The organism is Mizugakiibacter sediminis, assembly GCF_000953855.2.
Taxonomy (GTDB): domain Bacteria; phylum Pseudomonadota; class Gammaproteobacteria; order Xanthomonadales; family Rhodanobacteraceae; genus Mizugakiibacter; species Mizugakiibacter sediminis.
The window spans coordinates 69314-83861 of record NZ_DF970160.1 but is presented as its reverse complement, the minus strand read 5'-3'; the positions used below and the strand labels follow the sequence as shown (position 1 = coordinate 83861).

General features: G+C 71.3%; 17 protein-coding genes. 11 read left to right on the top strand and 6 right to left on the bottom strand.

Annotated elements, in window-relative coordinates; genetic code table 11:
- Window positions 1–360 (top strand): 5-oxoproline transporter, DUF979 family subunit (locus tag MBSD_RS03865; RefSeq protein WP_114693197.1); only part of this gene is annotated, 360 nt, incomplete at its 5' end.
- Window positions 357–1013 (top strand): pyroglutamyl-peptidase I, encoded by a 657-nt coding sequence (pcp, locus tag MBSD_RS03860; RefSeq protein ID WP_201797449.1) that lies wholly within the window; start codon window positions 357–359, stop codon window positions 1011–1013. The genes MBSD_RS03865 and pcp, both read left to right, overlap by 4 nt.
- 110 nt (window positions 1014–1123) lie before the next feature.
- On the opposite strand, the gene MBSD_RS03855 is transcribed toward pcp, so the two are convergent.
- From MBSD_RS03855 to apbC, 3 genes are all read right to left on the bottom strand, one after another.
- A complete protein-coding gene (locus tag MBSD_RS03855; RefSeq protein ID WP_062535234.1) occupies window positions 1124–1534 on the bottom strand; it encodes a hypothetical protein in 411 nt (136 codons plus the stop codon).
- Between the two features lie 127 nt (window positions 1535–1661).
- Window positions 1662–2228 (bottom strand): dCTP deaminase, encoded by a 567-nt coding sequence (dcd, locus tag MBSD_RS03850; protein WP_062535232.1) that lies wholly within the window; start codon window positions 2226–2228, stop codon window positions 1662–1664.
- Window positions 2229–2434: 206 nt separating this feature from the next.
- On the bottom strand, window positions 2435–3526 hold the full coding sequence (apbC, locus tag MBSD_RS03845) for an iron-sulfur cluster carrier protein ApbC (protein WP_062535229.1): 1092 nt from the start codon (window positions 3524–3526) through the stop codon (window positions 2435–2437).
- Window positions 3527–3659: 133 nt separating this feature from the next.
- On the opposite strand from apbC, the gene MBSD_RS03840 reads away from it, so the two are divergent.
- Both MBSD_RS03840 and metG read left to right on the top strand, forming a co-directional pair.
- Window positions 3660–4106 (top strand): DUF2147 domain-containing protein, encoded by a 447-nt coding sequence (locus tag MBSD_RS03840; protein WP_062535224.1) that lies wholly within the window; start codon window positions 3660–3662, stop codon window positions 4104–4106.
- 244 nt (window positions 4107–4350) lie between these two features.
- Entirely contained in the window at window positions 4351–6465 is a 2115-nt protein-coding gene (gene metG, locus MBSD_RS03835) for a methionine--tRNA ligase (RefSeq protein WP_062535222.1), read from the top strand.
- 50 nt (window positions 6466–6515) lie between these two features.
- Here the strand turns inward: metG and MBSD_RS03830 are convergent, their stop codons facing one another.
- Complete coding sequence (locus tag MBSD_RS03830; RefSeq protein ID WP_062535220.1) at window positions 6516–7118, bottom strand: ATP-dependent Clp protease proteolytic subunit; 603 nt, start codon at window positions 7116–7118, stop codon at window positions 6516–6518.
- Between the two features lie 126 nt (window positions 7119–7244).
- On the opposite strand from MBSD_RS03830, the gene MBSD_RS03825 reads away from it, so the two are divergent.
- The 5 genes from MBSD_RS03825 to rsxG are packed head-to-tail and all read left to right on the top strand — an operon-like array spanning window position 7245 to window position 11584.
- Window positions 7245–7820 (top strand): Rnf-Nqr domain containing protein, encoded by a 576-nt coding sequence (locus MBSD_RS03825; protein WP_062535218.1) that lies wholly within the window; start codon window positions 7245–7247, stop codon window positions 7818–7820.
- Window positions 7820–8374, top strand: coding sequence for an electron transport complex subunit RsxB (gene rsxB / locus MBSD_RS03820; RefSeq protein ID WP_062535216.1), 555 nt, complete (start codon window positions 7820–7822; stop codon window positions 8372–8374). The genes MBSD_RS03825 and rsxB overlap by 1 nt, the downstream gene beginning before the upstream one ends.
- A 24-nt stretch (window positions 8375–8398) precedes the next feature.
- The gene (rsxC, locus tag MBSD_RS03815; protein ID WP_062535214.1) at window positions 8399–9943 is read left to right on the top strand and encodes an electron transport complex subunit RsxC; all 1545 of its coding nucleotides are present in this window, start codon (window positions 8399–8401) and stop codon (window positions 9941–9943) included.
- Complete coding sequence (locus MBSD_RS03810) at window positions 9940–10980, top strand: RnfABCDGE type electron transport complex subunit D (RefSeq protein ID WP_062535212.1); 1041 nt, start codon at window positions 9940–9942, stop codon at window positions 10978–10980. Before rsxC ends, MBSD_RS03810 begins: the two co-directional genes overlap by 4 nt.
- Complete coding sequence (gene rsxG, locus MBSD_RS03805; RefSeq protein WP_062535210.1) at window positions 10973–11584, top strand: electron transport complex subunit RsxG; 612 nt, start codon at window positions 10973–10975, stop codon at window positions 11582–11584. The genes MBSD_RS03810 and rsxG overlap by 8 nt, the downstream gene beginning before the upstream one ends.
- Before the next feature lie 78 nt (window positions 11585–11662).
- Here rsxG and MBSD_RS03800 read toward each other — a convergent pair whose 3' ends face one another.
- Complete coding sequence (locus tag MBSD_RS03800) at window positions 11663–11989, bottom strand: DUF3175 domain-containing protein (protein ID WP_082306455.1); 327 nt, start codon at window positions 11987–11989, stop codon at window positions 11663–11665.
- Window positions 11990–12072: 83 nt separating this feature from the next.
- On the opposite strand from MBSD_RS03800, the gene MBSD_RS03795 reads away from it, so the two are divergent.
- On the top strand, window positions 12073–12744 hold the full coding sequence (locus MBSD_RS03795; protein WP_062535206.1) for an Rnf-Nqr domain containing protein: 672 nt from the start codon (window positions 12073–12075) through the stop codon (window positions 12742–12744).
- Window positions 12741–13376, top strand: a complete 636-nt coding sequence (gene nth, locus MBSD_RS03790) for an endonuclease III (protein ID WP_062535204.1) — start codon at window positions 12741–12743, stop codon at window positions 13374–13376. Before MBSD_RS03795 ends, nth begins: the two co-directional genes overlap by 4 nt.
- A 156-nt stretch (window positions 13377–13532) precedes the next feature.
- Here nth and MBSD_RS03785 read toward each other — a convergent pair whose 3' ends face one another.
- Window positions 13533–14540: a porin gene (locus tag MBSD_RS03785; protein WP_062535202.1), complete on the bottom strand. Its 1008-nt coding sequence runs from the start codon at window positions 14538–14540 to the stop codon at window positions 13533–13535.
- Between the last annotated feature and the right edge of the window lie 8 nt (window positions 14541–14548).

The window sequence follows — 14548 nt, the reverse complement described above, 5'->3', positions numbered from 1 at the left end:
GCCGCCGCGATCCCGGTCGACAGCCGGCTCGCCTGCGTGCTCGCCTACGGCCTCGGCATGGTGCTGTTCACCGCGATCATGGGCAACGCCTTCGCCGCGTTCCCGGTGCTGACCGCCGGCATCGGCCTGCCGCTGCTGATCGGCCGCCACGGCGCCAACCCCGCGGCGCTGGGCGCGCTCGGCATGCTGACCGGCTACTGCGGCACGCTGCTGACGCCGATGGCCGCCAATTTCAACATCGTCCCCGCCGCGCTGCTCCAACTGGACGACCAGCACGGCGTGATCCGCATGCAGGTGCCGACCGCGCTGGCGCTGCTGGCGGTCAACCTGGCCCTGATGTACCTGCTGGTGTTCCGATGACGAAGCGCTTGCCCTGCGTGCTGCTGACCGGCTTCGATCCGTTCGACGGCGAGCCGCTCAATCCCTCGTGGGAGACGGTGCATGCGCTGCATGGCGCGCGCATCGCGGGTCATCGCGTGGCCGCCGCGCAACTGCCCACCGAGTTCGGCCGTTCGCTCGTCGAGCTGCGCCGCGCGATCGCCGCGCACCGGCCCGCGCTGGTGCTGGCGGTGGGCCAGGCCGGCGGGCGCTCACGCATTTCCATCGAGCGCGTGGCGATCAACGTCGACGACGCGCGCATCCCCGACAACGCAGGGTTGCAGCCGGTGGACCGGCCGATCGTCGCGGACGGGCCGACGGCGTACTTCAGCACGCTGCCGATCAAGGCCATGCTGGCCGCGCTGCAGCGCGCGGGCATCCCCGCGGAGATCTCGCAGACCGCCGGCACCTACGTCTGCAATCACGTGTTCTACGGCCTGATGCACCAGACCGCGCGCCGGCGCGGCGTGCGCGCCGGCTTCGTGCACATCCCCTATCTGCCGGAACAGGCGGTGCGCCACCGGGACGCGCCGAGCATGGCGCGCGAGGACGTGCTGCGCGCGCTGCGCCTGCTGGTGCGCGTGGCGCTGACCACGCGCGAGGACGCGCGCATCGCGGCCGGCGCCACGGCGTAGGAAAGAGCGCGAGCGCTCGAGGGTGAGGAGCGGGAGGAAAGAAAGAGCGGGAAACGTCGGCGACGGTCGCCGCGGCCGGCTTCACTCCCGCATTTCCCGCCCCACCGCACTCACTTCCGCTTTTCGTCCTCGGGGCTCGCCACCGCCTTCAGCAGCGTCAGCCTGCCCTTGTGCTCGATGTAGCCGGTGAAGCCGAAGGTGACCTGCAGGCTGGCGAAGGCGTTGATCTGCGCGTCCTTCACCTTGGCGTCCTCGCCGTCCTTCAGCAGCACGGTCTTCGGCAGCTGCTTCTGGTCTTCCAGGTAGCGGAAGTGGCCGATCAGGTCGTCGATGTTGAGGATCGCGCCATCGAGGTTGAACTGGTTGTCCTTGGCGACCGCGATCACCATGTCGTAATGCGCGGGCACGTCCACGGTTTCCTTGCCGCCGCGGCGGATCGGGCCGCAAGCCGCGAGCGCCAGCAGCAGGCCGCAGGCGACGGCGGCGGCGAACGGACGGAGGATGCGGTTCAGGGACTTCATCGCGGATTGCTCCTGCCTCTGGATGCTTCGGATCGCCCGCGGCGGGCGCCGGCCGGGGCCGGCCCGGCCGCGAAAACCCGCAGTGTACATGCGCGCGCCGGCGATGCGCAGCGCGCCGCGCGCCCGTTCAGGTACGCGGCAGGGTCACGCCGCGCTGGCCCATGTACTTGCCGCCGCGGTCCTTGTAGCTCACCTCGCACTCCTCGTCGGACTCGAGGAACAGCATCTGCGCCACGCCCTCGTTGGCGTAGATCTTCGCCGGCAGCGGCGTGGTGTTGGAGAACTCCAGCGTCACGTGGCCTTCCCACTCGGGCTCCAGCGGGGTCACGTTGACGATGATGCCGCAGCGCGCGTAGGTGCTCTTGCCGAGGCAGATCGTCAGCACCTTGCGCGGGATGCGGAAATACTCGACGGTGCGGGCCAGCGCGAACGAGTTGGGCGGGATGATGCACACGTCCGACTTCACGTCGACGAAGCTGCGGCTGTCGAACGCCTTGGGATCGACGATGGTGGCGTTGATGTTGGTGAACACCTTGAACTCGTCGGCGCAGCGCACGTCGTAGCCGTAGCTGGACGTGCCGTACGAGATCAGCTTGTCGCCGCCGTTGTGCCGGACCTGGCCGGGCTCGAACGGCTCGATCATGCCGTGCTGCTCCGCCATGCGGCGGATCCACTTGTCGGATTTGATGCTCATGCGCCCTCTGGGGCGGCCGCGGCCGCCGGCGGTGGCTTTCGGGGGGGAACGGCCGCGAGCGGCCGCCGGCGATTGTGGCGCAAACCCGCGCGGCTTTGGTAGGGCGGGCCTCGGCCCGCCATCTCCGCGCCGGCTTGCTCCTGCCCGGGTCCGTGCGTCGCAGCGACGGCGAAACCGGCCGGCGCGACGGCGGGCCACGACCCGTCCTAGGTGTTGGCGATGACGATCTTGGGGAACTGGATCGCCTTGTTGCGCGCCTGCAGGGACAACTGCGCGGCGGTCCTGCGGGCGATCTCGCGGTAGCGCGCGGCGAGGTCGGATGCGGGCATCGCCGCCACCGTCGGCGTGCCGCCGTCGGCCTGCTCGCGGATGCGGATGTCCAGCGGCAGCGAACCCAGCAGCGGCACGCCGTACTGCGCGGCCATGCGCTCGCCGCCGCCGGCGCCGAACACGTGCTCCTCGTGGCCGCAATTCGAGCAGACGTGGGTGGACATGTTCTCGACGATGCCGAGCACCGGCACCTCCACCTTCTCGAACATCTTCAGCGCCTTCTTCGCGTCCAGCAGGGCGATGTCCTGCGGCGTGGTGACGATCACCGCGCCGGAGACCGGCACGCGCTGGCACAGCGTCAGGTGGATGTCGCCGGTGCCCGGCGGCAGGTCGATCACCAGGTAGTCGAGGTCCTGCCAGCGGGTGTCGTTCAGGAGCTGGGTCAGCGCCTGCGTGACCATCGGCCCGCGCCAGATCATCGGCGTGTCCTCGCCGACCATGAAGCCGATCGACATCACCTGCAGGCCGTGGTTGCGCATCGGCTCGATGCTCTTGCCGTCCGGCGAGGTCGGCTTGCCTTCGACGCCGAGCATGCGCGGCTGGCTGGGGCCGTAGATGTCGGCGTCCATCACGCCCACCGACGCGCCCTCGGCGGCCAGCGCCAGCGCCAGGTTGGCGGCCACCGTCGACTTGCCGACGCCGCCCTTGCCCGAGGCCACGGCGATGATGTTCTTGATGCCGGGCATCGGCGCCAGCTTGCCCTGCACCTTGTGCGCCTGCACGCGCGAGCCGACCGACACGCTGGCCGCCTCGATCGCCGGATCGGCCTCCAGCGCCGCCTTCGCCTGCGCGGCCAGCGCCGCGTGCACGCTGCGCGCCGGGTAGCCGAGCAGCAGGTCCACGGACACGCGCGCGCCGTCCACGCCGATCGCGCGCACCGCGCCCATCGCCACCAGGTCCTGCCCGGTGTGGGGATCGACCACCCCGGCCAGCAGCTCGCGGACCCGTGCCTCGTTCACCTGCGCCATGCGTCGTACTCCTGTCGCAACCCCGCATTATGCCAGCAGCGGCGCGCGCGCCGCGCCCTGACCGGGGTCAGGCTTGACGCCCATCGCGCGCGGCGGCAGGCTCGACGTGCGCCACCGTATGGGAGGGGAGGTCATGCGCAAGCTGCTACGCGGCGGGTTCGCCGCGGTCTGTCTCGTCGTCGCCGGTTACGCGTTCGCCGCCAACGATTCGCCGGTCGGCGTGTGGAAGACCATCGACGACGTCACCGGCAAGCCGAAGTCGCTGGTCGAGATCACCGAACACAACGGCGTGCTGGAGGGCAAGGTGCTGCAGGTGCTGCAGTCCGACCAGGGTCCGCACCCCATCTGCGACAAGTGCGAGGGCGCGCGCCACAACAAGCCGGTCGAAGGCATGACCATCATGTGGGACATGCGCCGCGACGACGACGTCTGGGACGGCGGCCACATCCTCGACCCGAAGAACGGCAAGACCTACGGCTGCAAGATCGCCCTGATCGACGGCGGCACCAAGCTGAAGGTGCGCGGCTTCATCGGCTTCTCGCTGCTGGGCCGCACGCAGATCTGGGAGCGGGAGCGGTAACGGCGGGGCTCGGGATCGGCGCAACGCCCCTCGTCGTTCCGCGCAAGCCGGAATCCGGTCGAAACACCGCGCGTAGCGCACAAAGCCCGTTTCGCGCGCTTCGCGCGACGCGCTTCACCGGATTCCGGCTTGCGCCGGAATGGCGGGAGCGTGGGACTGCCGCCGCCGTCCCCGGGTCCGCTCCCCGCATGCCCCGCGCCGCGCCATGCGATAATCCGCGATTCGTCGCCGTACCGGAGCCCGCATGAGCCGCCGCGCCCTCGTCACCTGCGCCCTGCCCTACGCCAACGGCCATCTGCACCTCGGCCATCTGGTGGGCTACATCCAGGCCGACATCTGGGTGCGCGCGCGGCGCATGATGGGCCGCGAGACGCATTTCGTCTGCGCCGACGACGCGCACGGCACGCCGATCATGCTCGCCGCCGAGAAGGCCGGCGTCGCGCCCGAGGACTTCATCCGCGAGATCCAGGTCAGCCACGAGCGCGACTTCGCCGCGTTCGGCGTCGACTTCGACTGGTACCACAGCACGCACAGCGCCGAGAACCGCGAGCTGGCGACAAAGATCTACCTGGCGCTGCGCGAGGGCGGCTACATCGCCAAGCGCACCATCCGGCAGATGTACGATCCGGTGCGGCAGATGTTCCTGCCGGACCGCTACATCAAGGGCACCTGCCCCAACTGCGGCTCGCCCGACCAGTACGGCGACAACTGCGAGGTCTGCGGCAAGGCCTACGCGCCGACCGACCTGATCAACCCCTACTCGGTGGTGTCGGGCGCCGCGCCCGAGCTGCGCGATTCCGAGCACTACTTCTTCGAGCTGCCGAAGTTCGAGGGGCTGCTGCGCGAATGGCTGGAAGGCCGCAAGACCGGCGGAGCCGTCGCCCATCCGGGCGTCGCGGCCAAGCTGCGCGAATGGCTGGACGGCGGCCTGCGCGACTGGGACATCTCGCGCGACGCGCCCTACTTCGGCTTCCCGATCCCGGACACGACCGACAAATTCTTCTACGTCTGGCTGGACGCGCCGATCGGCTATCTCGCCAGCTTCAAGGCGCTGTGCGAAAGCGACGAAGGCAAGCGGCGCGGGCTTTCGTCCGCCAGCTTCGACGAGTTCCTGCGCGAGGGCAGCGACACCGAGCTGCACCATTTCATCGGCAAGGACATCACCAACTTCCACGGCCTGTTCTGGCCGGCGATGCTGCACGGTTCCGGCCACCGCGTGCCGACCGCCCTGCACGTCAACGGCTACCTGACGGTGAACGGCGCGAAGATGTCGAAGTCGCGCGGCACCTTCATCCAGGCGCGCACCTACCTCGACGCGGGATTGAATCCGGAATTCCTCCGCTACTACTTCGCCGCCAAGAGCTCGGGCGGCGTCGAGGATCTCGACCTCAACCTCGAGGATTTCGCCGCGCGCGTCAATGCGGATCTGGTGGGCAGGTTCGTCAATATCGCCAGCCGCGCGGCGGGGTTCGTCACCAGGTACTTCGACGGCAAGCTGGCCGCGTATTCAGAAGTGCCGGAAGATTTTCCTGCCGTGCTCGCCGCGCGTGCCTTCCGCGACTCGGCGGAACGGCTGTTCGCGGAGGGCGCCTTCGGCGAAATCGTGCGCGAAGCGATGCGCATTGCCGACTACGCCAACCAACGTTGGGATCGCATCAAGCCGTGGTTGCTGGCGAAGGACGAGAGGCAACGCGGCGCATTGCAGGCGGTTTGCTCGGATAGCTTGTGGTGCTTCTATGTGCTGAGCCTTTATCTTCGTCCGATCATGCCGGCATTCGCCGCCCGTGCGGCACACCTGTTCGGCATCGAGCGAGAAACGTCGTTCGATGACGTGCGTCGCCTGCCGCAGTCGATCCGCTCCTACGAACACTTGCTCTCCCGCATCGACCCCAAGCAGATCGAAGCCATGGTCGAAGCCTCGAAGGAATCGCTGCAACCCGCCGCGCCTGCCGCGGCTCCGCAAGCCAAGAAGAAGCCGATGAACGACACCGCCAAGCCCGCTACGCCGTCCGCCGCCGAAGCCCCTGCCACGATCGGCATCGACGACTTCGCCAAGCTCGACCTGCGCATCGGCAAGGTGCTGGCCTGCGAGTTCGTCGAAGGCTCGGACAAGCTGCTGCGCTTCGAACTGGATGCCGGCGAGCTGGGCAAGCGCCAGATCTTCTCCGGCATCCGCGCCGCCTACGGCGAGCCGGACAAGCTGGTCGGCCGCCACGTCGTGTTCGTCGCCAACCTGGCGCCGCGCAAGATGCGCTTCGGCGTGTCGGAAGGGATGATCCTGTCCGCCGGCACCGGCGGCAGCGAGCTGTTCCTGCTCGACGTCGACGGCGGCGCCGCAGCAGGCATGCCGGTCAAGTAATCCTGGCTCGCAGCGAGCGGCCGCGCCCGGGGTCGGACGCGGCCGTCATGTCACGGCAGTTCGTTGGCGCTGCCGATGATGCTGCCGACCAGGCCGTATTCCTTCGCCTCGGCGGCGGTCATCCAGTGGTCGCGCTCGGTGTCGCGGGAGACGCACTCCAGCGGCTGGCCGGTTTCGCGCGCGAAGATCTGGTCGAGACGCTCGCGCATGCGCAGGATCTCGCGGGCGTGGATCTCGATGTCGCTGGCGGTGCCGCCGGCGCCGCCGGACGGCTGGTGCAGCATGAAGCGCGTGTTCGGCAGGCTGTAGCGGTTCTTGCGCTGCGCGGCGGAGTAGATCAGCGCGCCGGCGCTGGCCACCCAGCCGGTGCCGATGATGCGCACTTCCGGCTTCACGAACTTGATCATGTCGTAGATCGTGTCGCCGGATTCGACGTGGCCGCCCTGGCTGTTGATGAAGATGGTGATCGGCGCGTCGCTCTCGGCCTGCATCGCCAGCAGCCGCGCGGTGACGCGCTCGGCCAGCTTCTGGTTGATGCCGCCGTAGATCAGGATGGTGCGCGCCTTGAACAGGCGCTGCTCGATGTCGGGCGACTTCTTCTCCGCCGCCTCGGCCGTCGCGCCCTCGTCGAGGCGGGTGATGGGGTCGAGCATGGTTCGGTCCTCGGTGGGGGCTTTCTGGATGGGGGCGCCATTGTCGCCATGCAAGCGCCCGCGGGCAACGCGGGCGCGCCGGCGGCGGCGCCTATAATCGCGCGAACCGCACCCGCCGCTTGCCGCATGACCGACTTCGTGCTGATCCTGATCGGCGCCGCGCTGGCCGACAACTTCGTGCTGGCGCGCATGCTGGGCGTCGAGCCGTGGCTGGATGCGCCGCCGCGGCTGGCGCCGGCGGCGGCGCGCGCGCTGGTCGCGACGCTGACGCTGACCCTCGCCGCGGCTGCCGGCTGGATCGTCGAGCGCGCGCTGCTGCAGCCGCTGCAGGCGGCGTTCCTGCGGCCGTTCGCGCTGATCCTGCTGGCGGCCTGGCTGGCGGTGGCGGTCGCGCGCCTGCTTCATCGCGCAACGCCGGCACTGGCTACCGCCGCGGAGCTGCGCCCCGCCCTGCTCGGCGTCGACGGCGCGGTGCTGGCGGCGGCGCTGCTGGCTGCCACGCGCCCGCTCGACTTCGTCGGCGCCGTCGCGCTCGGCCTCGGTGCCGGCCTCGGCTTCGGTCTGGTGCTGCTGATGTTCGCGGCGATGCGCGCGCGCCTCGCTGCCGCACCCGTGCCGGCGCCGTTCCGCGGCGCGCCGATCGCGCTGGTCACCGCCGCGCTGCTGGCGCTGGCCTTCCTCGGCTTCGCCGGCATGGGCTGATGTTCGCCGCACTGCTGACGCTGGTCCTGGTCGGCGCCGCGTTCGCGCTGGCGCTGCGCTGCGCGGAGCGCCGACTGCGCGCGGCGCGGGCGCCGGTCACCGCCGATGCCATCGACGCGCTGCTGCCGCAGACGCAGTGCGGCCAGTGCGGCTACGGCGGCTGCCGCCCCTACGCGGAAGCGCTGGCGCGCGGCGAGGCCGACCTCAACCGCTGTCCGCCCGGCGGCATGGCCGGAGTGCGCGCCTTGGCGAACCTGCTCGGCCGCGCGCCCAAGCCGATCGATCCCGCCTGCGGCCGCGAGAAGCCGCCGGCCGTGGCGCTGATCGACGAGGACGTCTGCATCGGCTGCACCAAGTGCATCCAGGCCTGCCCGGTCGACGCCATCGTCGGCGCCTCCAGGCTGATGCACACCGTGGTCGGCGATCTGTGCACCGGCTGCGAGCTGTGCGTGCCGGCCTGCCCGGTCGACTGCATCGCGATGGCGCCGGTGGAAGGCCGGACGCCGCCGCCGCGCCCCGGGGCGGCGGCACGCACGCAGGTCGCCGCGTCCTAGCGCGACCTGCGAGAATCGCCGTCCATGCGCATCCATCGCTTCCATGGCGGCATGCGGCTCGACCTGCGCAAGCAGGCCGCGCTGGCGCGGCCGATCCGGCCGTGCCCGCTGCCGCCGCAACTGGCGATTCCGCTGGCGGCGCGCGCCGACATGGCCGCGCGCGCGGTGGTCGCACCCGGCCGACGCGTGCGCCGCGGCGAGGTGATCGGCCGCATCGAAGGCGCGCACGGCACGACGGTGCACGCCTCGACTTCGGGCACGGTGCTCGCCGTCGAAGCGCGCCCGCTGGCGGATGCCGACGCGCGCGCCGGCCCGTGCGTGGTGATCGAGCCGGACGGCGCCGACGACGAGCAACGCCTGCCGCCGATCGAGGACTGGCGCGACGCACCGCGCGCGGCGCTGCTGGAACGCCTGCGCGAAACGGGCATCGTCGGCCTCGGCGGCGGCGCTTTCCCCAGCGCGGCCAAGCTCGCCGGCGCGCAGCCGACGTTGATCGTCAACGGCGCCGAATGCGAGCCCTACGTCGCCTGCGACGAGGCGCTGCTGCGCGAGCGCGCCGAAGAAGTCGTCGCCGGCGCGGCGCTGCTGGCGCACGTGCTGGGCGCGGCGCGCACCTTCATCGCCGTCGAGGAGGCGATGCCGCAAGCGCTGGCCGCGCTGGAAAGCGCGCTGCACGCAGCGCCGTTCGAAGGCGCCGCGCTGGCCGCGGTGCCGACGCGCTATCCCGAGGGCGGCGAGCGCCAGCTGATCCAGGCGCTGACCGGCCGCGAGGTGCCGTCCGGCGGACTGCCGCAGGACCTCGGCATCGTCTGCCACAACGTCGCCACCGCCGCGGCGGCGTGGCGCGCGGTGGCGCGCGGCGAGGCGCTGACCGCGCGCATCGTCACCGTCACCGGCGCCGGCGTCGTCGAGCCGGGCAACTTCGAAGTGCGCCTCGGCACGCCGCTGGCGTGGCTGGTCGAACAGGCCGGCGGCTACACCGCGCGCGCCGCGCGCCTGCTGGCCGGCGGGCCGATGACGGGCGTCGCGCTGCCGCACGACGACGTGCCGGCGAGCGCCGCCACCCACTGCGTGCTGGTGCTGGCCGAGCACGACCTGCGCGACGCCGCGCCCGAACTGCCGTGCATCCGCTGCGCCGAGTGCGCGCGCGTGTGCCCGGCGCGGCTGCAGCCGCTGCAGCTGCTCGCCGACCTGCGCGCCGACGACACCGCCGAAGCGCGGGCGCACGCGCTGGCCGACTGCATCGAATGCGGGCTGTGCGCCTACGCCTGCCCCTCGCACATCCCGCTGGTCGACTGGTTCCGCCGGGGCAAGGCGGAGCTGCGCGCGCAGGCCGCGGCGCGCGCTAACGCCGACGCCGCGCGCGAACGCTACCGCGCCCGCGAGGCGCGGCTGGCGCGCGAGCGCGAGGAACGCCTGCAGCGCTCGGCGGCGCGGCGCGCCGAACTCGCCGCCGCGCAGGCGCCGACGCCGCCGATCAGCAAGGACGCCGTGCTGGCGGCGATCGCGCGCGGCCGCGCGAGGAAGCGGGTGCCCCCGCCCGGCGGCGAATCCGGGGGCGACGCATGAGGACCTTCCCCACCGCCGGCGCGCCGCACCTGCCGCCGCCGACGCGCGTGCGCGGCGTGATGGCGGCCGTGCTGCTGGCGCTGCTGCCCGGCATCGCCGCCTGCGCGGGGTTCTTCGGCCCCGGCGTGCTCGTGCAGATCGCGCTGGCGTGCGCGTTCGCGCTCGGCTTCGAGGCGATGATGCTGCGCCTGCGCGGCGTGCCGGCCGCGCCGTTCCTCGGCGACCTGTCCGCGCCGGTCACGGCGACGCTGTACGCGCTGTGCATCCCGCCGCTGACACCGTGGTGGATCACGCTGCTGGCGATGGCCGCGGCGATCGTGCTGGCCAAGCATCTGTACGGCGGTCTCGGCCACAACCTGTTCAACCCGGCGATGGTCGGCTACGCGACGGTGCTGGTGTGTTTTCCGCGCGCGCTGTCGGAGTGGCTGCCGCCGGCGCCGCTGGCCACGCAGGCGCTCGGCTTCGGCGACACGCTGTCGGCGATCTTCCTCGGCCACCTTCCGGCCGGCCTCGGCTGGGACACGCTGGCGCAGGCCACCCCGCTCGACACGCTGCGCACGCTGGCGCGGCAGGGCGCGACCATGCCCGAGATCCACGCCAACCCGGTGTTCGGCGACTTCGGCGGCGAGGGCTGGGAGTGGATCGCCGGCGGCTATGCGCTGGGCGGCCTGTTCCTGCTGTGGCGGCGCGTGATCCGCTGGCACGTGCCGGCGGCGGTGCTGGGCGCGACCGTCCTGCTGACCGTACCGCCCTGGCTGGCCGATCCCGATGTGCATCCGTTTCCGCTGCAACACCTGTTCAGCGGTGGGCTGATGCTGGCGGCGTGGTTCGTCGCCACCGATCCGGTGACCGGCTGCACCACGCCGCGCGGACGCCTGCTGTTCGGCGCCGGCGTCGCCGCGCTGACGCTGGCGATCCGCCGCTGGGGCGGCTACCCCGACGGCGTCGCCTTCGCCGTGCTGATCATGAACGGCGCGGCGCCGTTGCTGGACCGGCTGACGCCGCCACGTCCGTACGGACACGCGCGCCATGGTTGAAGCGCCGCGCCCGCCCGTACCCGCGCTGGCGCTGGCGCTGCTGGCGAGCGCCGCGCTGATCGCCGGCGCCTGGTGGCTGACCCGCGACCGCATCGCCGCCGCCGCGCGCGCCGAGCGTCTCGCCGCGCTCGCCGAGGTGCTGCCGCCGACGCTGTACGACAACGACCCGCTGGCCGACCGCATCGAGGTGCGCGATCGCGCGCTCGGCAGCGACGCGGCGGTGCCGGTCTACCGCGCGCGCCTGCACGGCCGACCCGCGGCGCTGGTGCTCGAGGCGATCGCGCCGAACGGCTACAACGGTCCGATCCGCCTGCGCATCGGCATCGCCTGGGACGGCACGCTGACCGGCGTACGCGTGCTGGAACACCGCGAGACGCCGGGCCTGGGCGGCCAGCTCGACAGCGGCGGCTGGCTCGCCCGCTTCGCCGGCCGCTCGCTGCACGATCCGCCGGAAGCGCGCTGGAAGGTGCGCAAGGACGGCGGCGACTTCGACCAGTTCTCCGGCGCCACCGTCACGCCGCGCGCGGTGGTCGAGGAGGTGCGCAAGGTGCTGGCCTGGTACGCCGCGAACCGTGCGGCCCTGTTCGCGCCGGCGCCGCCATGACGCGGCTGTGCGTCGAGATACTTTTTCGATGCGGATGGGTGCGGATCAACGCCGACAGAGCAGAGATCTCATCCGCGTTCATCCGCGCCCATCCGCGTCGGAAGGCCCTTGACTCCCGCGCCGCGGCCGCCGGTACAGCGCGCGCAACTCGTCCTTGGCCGCCTCCAGGCAGGCGCGGCGCTCGTCCGGCAGGTGGGCGCCGGCGCGGTTGATGTAGAAGGTGAGCATCGACATCGCCGAGCGGAACGGCGCGCTCTTGCGGCGGCGGCTCTGCTCGGCGGACCGCTTCAGCGACAGCGCGATGCGGCGCGGATCGTCCCAGGCGAACACGCCCGGCTCGAGGTCGAGCGCGTTGCTGGTCTCGGTCACGTGCTGCGACCAACGCTCGCGCGAACGGTCCGCCACGACATACCCTCTCGTCGATAACAGCCGGTGCCGGCGATTATGCGCGAGCCGCGCGGCCGCGGCGTTCCTCTAGAATCGCCGTCATGCCGACCCCTGCCCCCTCCCCGCACGACACGCCGGCCGCCGCGGACGCGGGCCCGCTTTCCGGCCACGTCTGGCCGGCAGCCCTGCTGGGCCTGTGCCCGCTGCTGCCGGCATGCCGCGATGCCACGACGGGTCTGGTGTTAAGCGCCGCACTGGTGTTCGTCGCAGCGCTGGCCACACTCGTGCTCGCGCTGCTGCCGCAGCGTGGCCTGAACGGCAACCCGCGCCTGCTGGCCGCGCTGCTGGTGTTCGCCGCGGCGGCGACGGCCGCGCAGCGCATCATCGACGCATGGTGGCCGGCGCTCGCGCCGACGGCCATGCTGTTCGTGCCGCTGATCGCCGCGCACGGCGCGCTGCTGCGGCAAGCGACGTTTTCCGCGCCCGGTGCTTTCGCGCAACTGCGCCGCGGCATGCAATGGGGCTTCGGCCTCGGTGCGCTGCTGCTGGCGCTCGGCGCCGCACGCGAACTGCTCGGCCGCGGCACGCTGTTCGCCGACGCGGGCACGCTGCTCGGCGCCCCCATGCTTGCGCTGCGCCCGTTCGCCGAGGCGCGCGGCCTGCGCCTGGCGACGCTGGCGCCGGGCGCGTTCCTCGCGCTGGCGCTGCTGCTGGCGGCGAAGCAGGCCCGCGACCTGCGCGCGACGCGGCCTCCCTCCACGGAGGCCGCATGAAGCGCGAGCACGTGGCCGAGCTGTTCCGCCGCCTGCGCGAGCTGAACCCCAAGCCCACCACCGAATTGGAGTACGCGACGCCGTTCGAGCTGCTGGTGGCGGTGATCCTCTCCGCGCAGGCCACCGACGTCGGCGTCAACAAGGCCACGCGCAAGCTGTTCCCCGTCGCCAACACGCCGCGGCAGATCCTGGCGCTGGGCGAGGACGGACTGAAGCGCTACATCAGCACGATCGGCCTGTTCAACGGCAAGGCGAAGAACATCCTCGAGACCTGCCGCCTGCTGATCGAACGCCACGGCGGCGAGGTGCCGCGCGAGCGCGCGGCGCTGGAAGCGCTGCCCGGCGTCGGCCGCAAGACCGCCAACGTGGTGCTGAACACCGCGTTCGGCGAACCGACCATCGCTGTCGACACGCACATCTTCCGCGTCGCCAACCGCACCGGCCTCGCGCCCGGCAAGACCGTGCGCGCGGTCGAGGAAAAGCTGCTGAAGGTGGTGCCGGCCGAGTTCCGCCGCGATGCGCACCACTGGCTGATCCTGCACGGCCGCTACGTGTGCAAGGCGCGCAAGCCGGACTGCCCGCGGTGCGCCATCCGCGATCTGTGCGCGTACAAGGCGAAGACGCGCGAATGAGCACATCGCCGCTGCGCGGACGCAGGCAGGCTGTCGGTGCGGTCGCCTGCGCGCAGGCGACCGCCGGGCGCGGAAACAAGAACGGCAGGCTTGCGCCTGCCGTTCGCCCGTCCTGGGAACGTGCTCCGTTGCGATGGCCGATCGCGGCGGGTGGGCTCAGAAGGCGACTTCGCCCCACACGCCGAACTCCTTGGTGTCCAGCTTGGCCGTGTTGCTGTCCTGCTTGTCGTTCTTGTAGACGAAGGCCAGGCGCACGCCCTTGCGCACGTTGTAGGCCACGCCGACGTTCCAGTACTTGTCCTCGAGACTGGGGTTCAGGTCCTTGCTGAGCTTGGCCTTGTCGTAGCGCGCGAACGCCGACCAGTCGGGATTGAAGTTGACGTTGCCGAACAGCGACCAGCCGTCGGCCTTGTCGGTGGCCGTGGTCAGCACGTTGTTCCAGTTCTTCGCCTGGAACCACTCGCCGCCGACGGTGAACATGTCGGCCTTGTAGGCGAGCAGCGCATCGGTGCGGTTGGCCGTGTGCAGCGCCGGCGTGGTCTGGGTGTCCTTGCCGAGCTTGCCGGAATAGCCGCCGACCGCCGCCATGAAGCCGCCGAACTGCGCGCCGACGCGGCCTTCGAAGTCCATGTTCTTGCTGCGCGACGGGTTCTTGTAGCCGGCGCCGTTGACCACCGAGCCCTGGTAGTTGAAGTTGTCGTTGCCGCCGAGCACGTGCACGCCCCAGTCGGCGGAGGTGCCGAACTTCAGGCGGTCGATCAGGGTGTTCTCGACGAAGCGGTAGCCGTACACGTTCTCGGCGTACGGAACCCACGGCAGGTCGGCGGAGCCGGCGCGCACGATGAACAGCGGATCGAACTTGCCTTGCAGGTAGGCCTTCTTGACGAACAGGTTGGTCTGGCCGTCGTTGCTGACGTAGTTGAAGTCGGTGGTCAGGTTGGCCGACCAGATGTTGTCGAACTTGTGGTCGACGGTGAGGTAGAAGCGCTTGACGTCGAAGCCGGTGCCGTCGTTGGCGGTCTTGGTGCCGTTGTTCTTCTGGTCGATGCTGCTGAGGTCGAAGAACATCTTGCCGCCGACGACGGTGTTGACGTCGGCGCGGGCGCCCAGGCTGGCCGTACCGAGCACCGCGGCGGTCGCCGCAGCCAGAAGTGTCTTGCGCATGAGTTTCT

Bases quoted from the DNA above. Each gene is read 5' to 3' on its own strand.
- pcp (WP_201797449.1), top strand. From the start codon at position 357: ATGACGAAGCGCTTGCCCTGCGTGCTGCTGACCGGCTTCGATCCGTTC.
- MBSD_RS03855 (WP_062535234.1), bottom strand. From the start codon at position 1,534: ATGAAGTCCCTGAACCGCATCCTCCGTCCGTTCGCCGCCGCCGTCGCC.
- dcd (WP_062535232.1), bottom strand. From the start codon at position 2,228: ATGAGCATCAAATCCGACAAGTGGATCCGCCGCATGGCGGAGCAGCAC.
- apbC (WP_062535229.1), bottom strand. From the start codon at position 3,526: ATGGCGCAGGTGAACGAGGCACGGGTCCGCGAGCTGCTGGCCGGGGTG.
- MBSD_RS03840 (WP_062535224.1), top strand. From the start codon at position 3,660: ATGCGCAAGCTGCTACGCGGCGGGTTCGCCGCGGTCTGTCTCGTCGTC.
- metG (WP_062535222.1), top strand. From the start codon at position 4,351: ATGAGCCGCCGCGCCCTCGTCACCTGCGCCCTGCCCTACGCCAACGGC.
- MBSD_RS03830 (WP_062535220.1), bottom strand. From the start codon at position 7,118: ATGCTCGACCCCATCACCCGCCTCGACGAGGGCGCGACGGCCGAGGCG.
- MBSD_RS03825 (WP_062535218.1), top strand. From the start codon at position 7,245: ATGACCGACTTCGTGCTGATCCTGATCGGCGCCGCGCTGGCCGACAAC.
- rsxB (WP_062535216.1), top strand. From the start codon at position 7,820: ATGTTCGCCGCACTGCTGACGCTGGTCCTGGTCGGCGCCGCGTTCGCG.
- rsxC (WP_062535214.1), top strand. From the start codon at position 8,399: ATGCGCATCCATCGCTTCCATGGCGGCATGCGGCTCGACCTGCGCAAG.
- MBSD_RS03810 (WP_062535212.1), top strand. From the start codon at position 9,940: ATGAGGACCTTCCCCACCGCCGGCGCGCCGCACCTGCCGCCGCCGACG.
- rsxG (WP_062535210.1), top strand. From the start codon at position 10,973: ATGGTTGAAGCGCCGCGCCCGCCCGTACCCGCGCTGGCGCTGGCGCTG.
- MBSD_RS03795 (WP_062535206.1), top strand. From the start codon at position 12,073: ATGCCGACCCCTGCCCCCTCCCCGCACGACACGCCGGCCGCCGCGGAC.
- nth (WP_062535204.1), top strand. From the start codon at position 12,741: ATGAAGCGCGAGCACGTGGCCGAGCTGTTCCGCCGCCTGCGCGAGCTG.
- MBSD_RS03785 (WP_062535202.1), bottom strand. From the start codon at position 14,540: ATGCGCAAGACACTTCTGGCTGCGGCGACCGCCGCGGTGCTCGGTACG.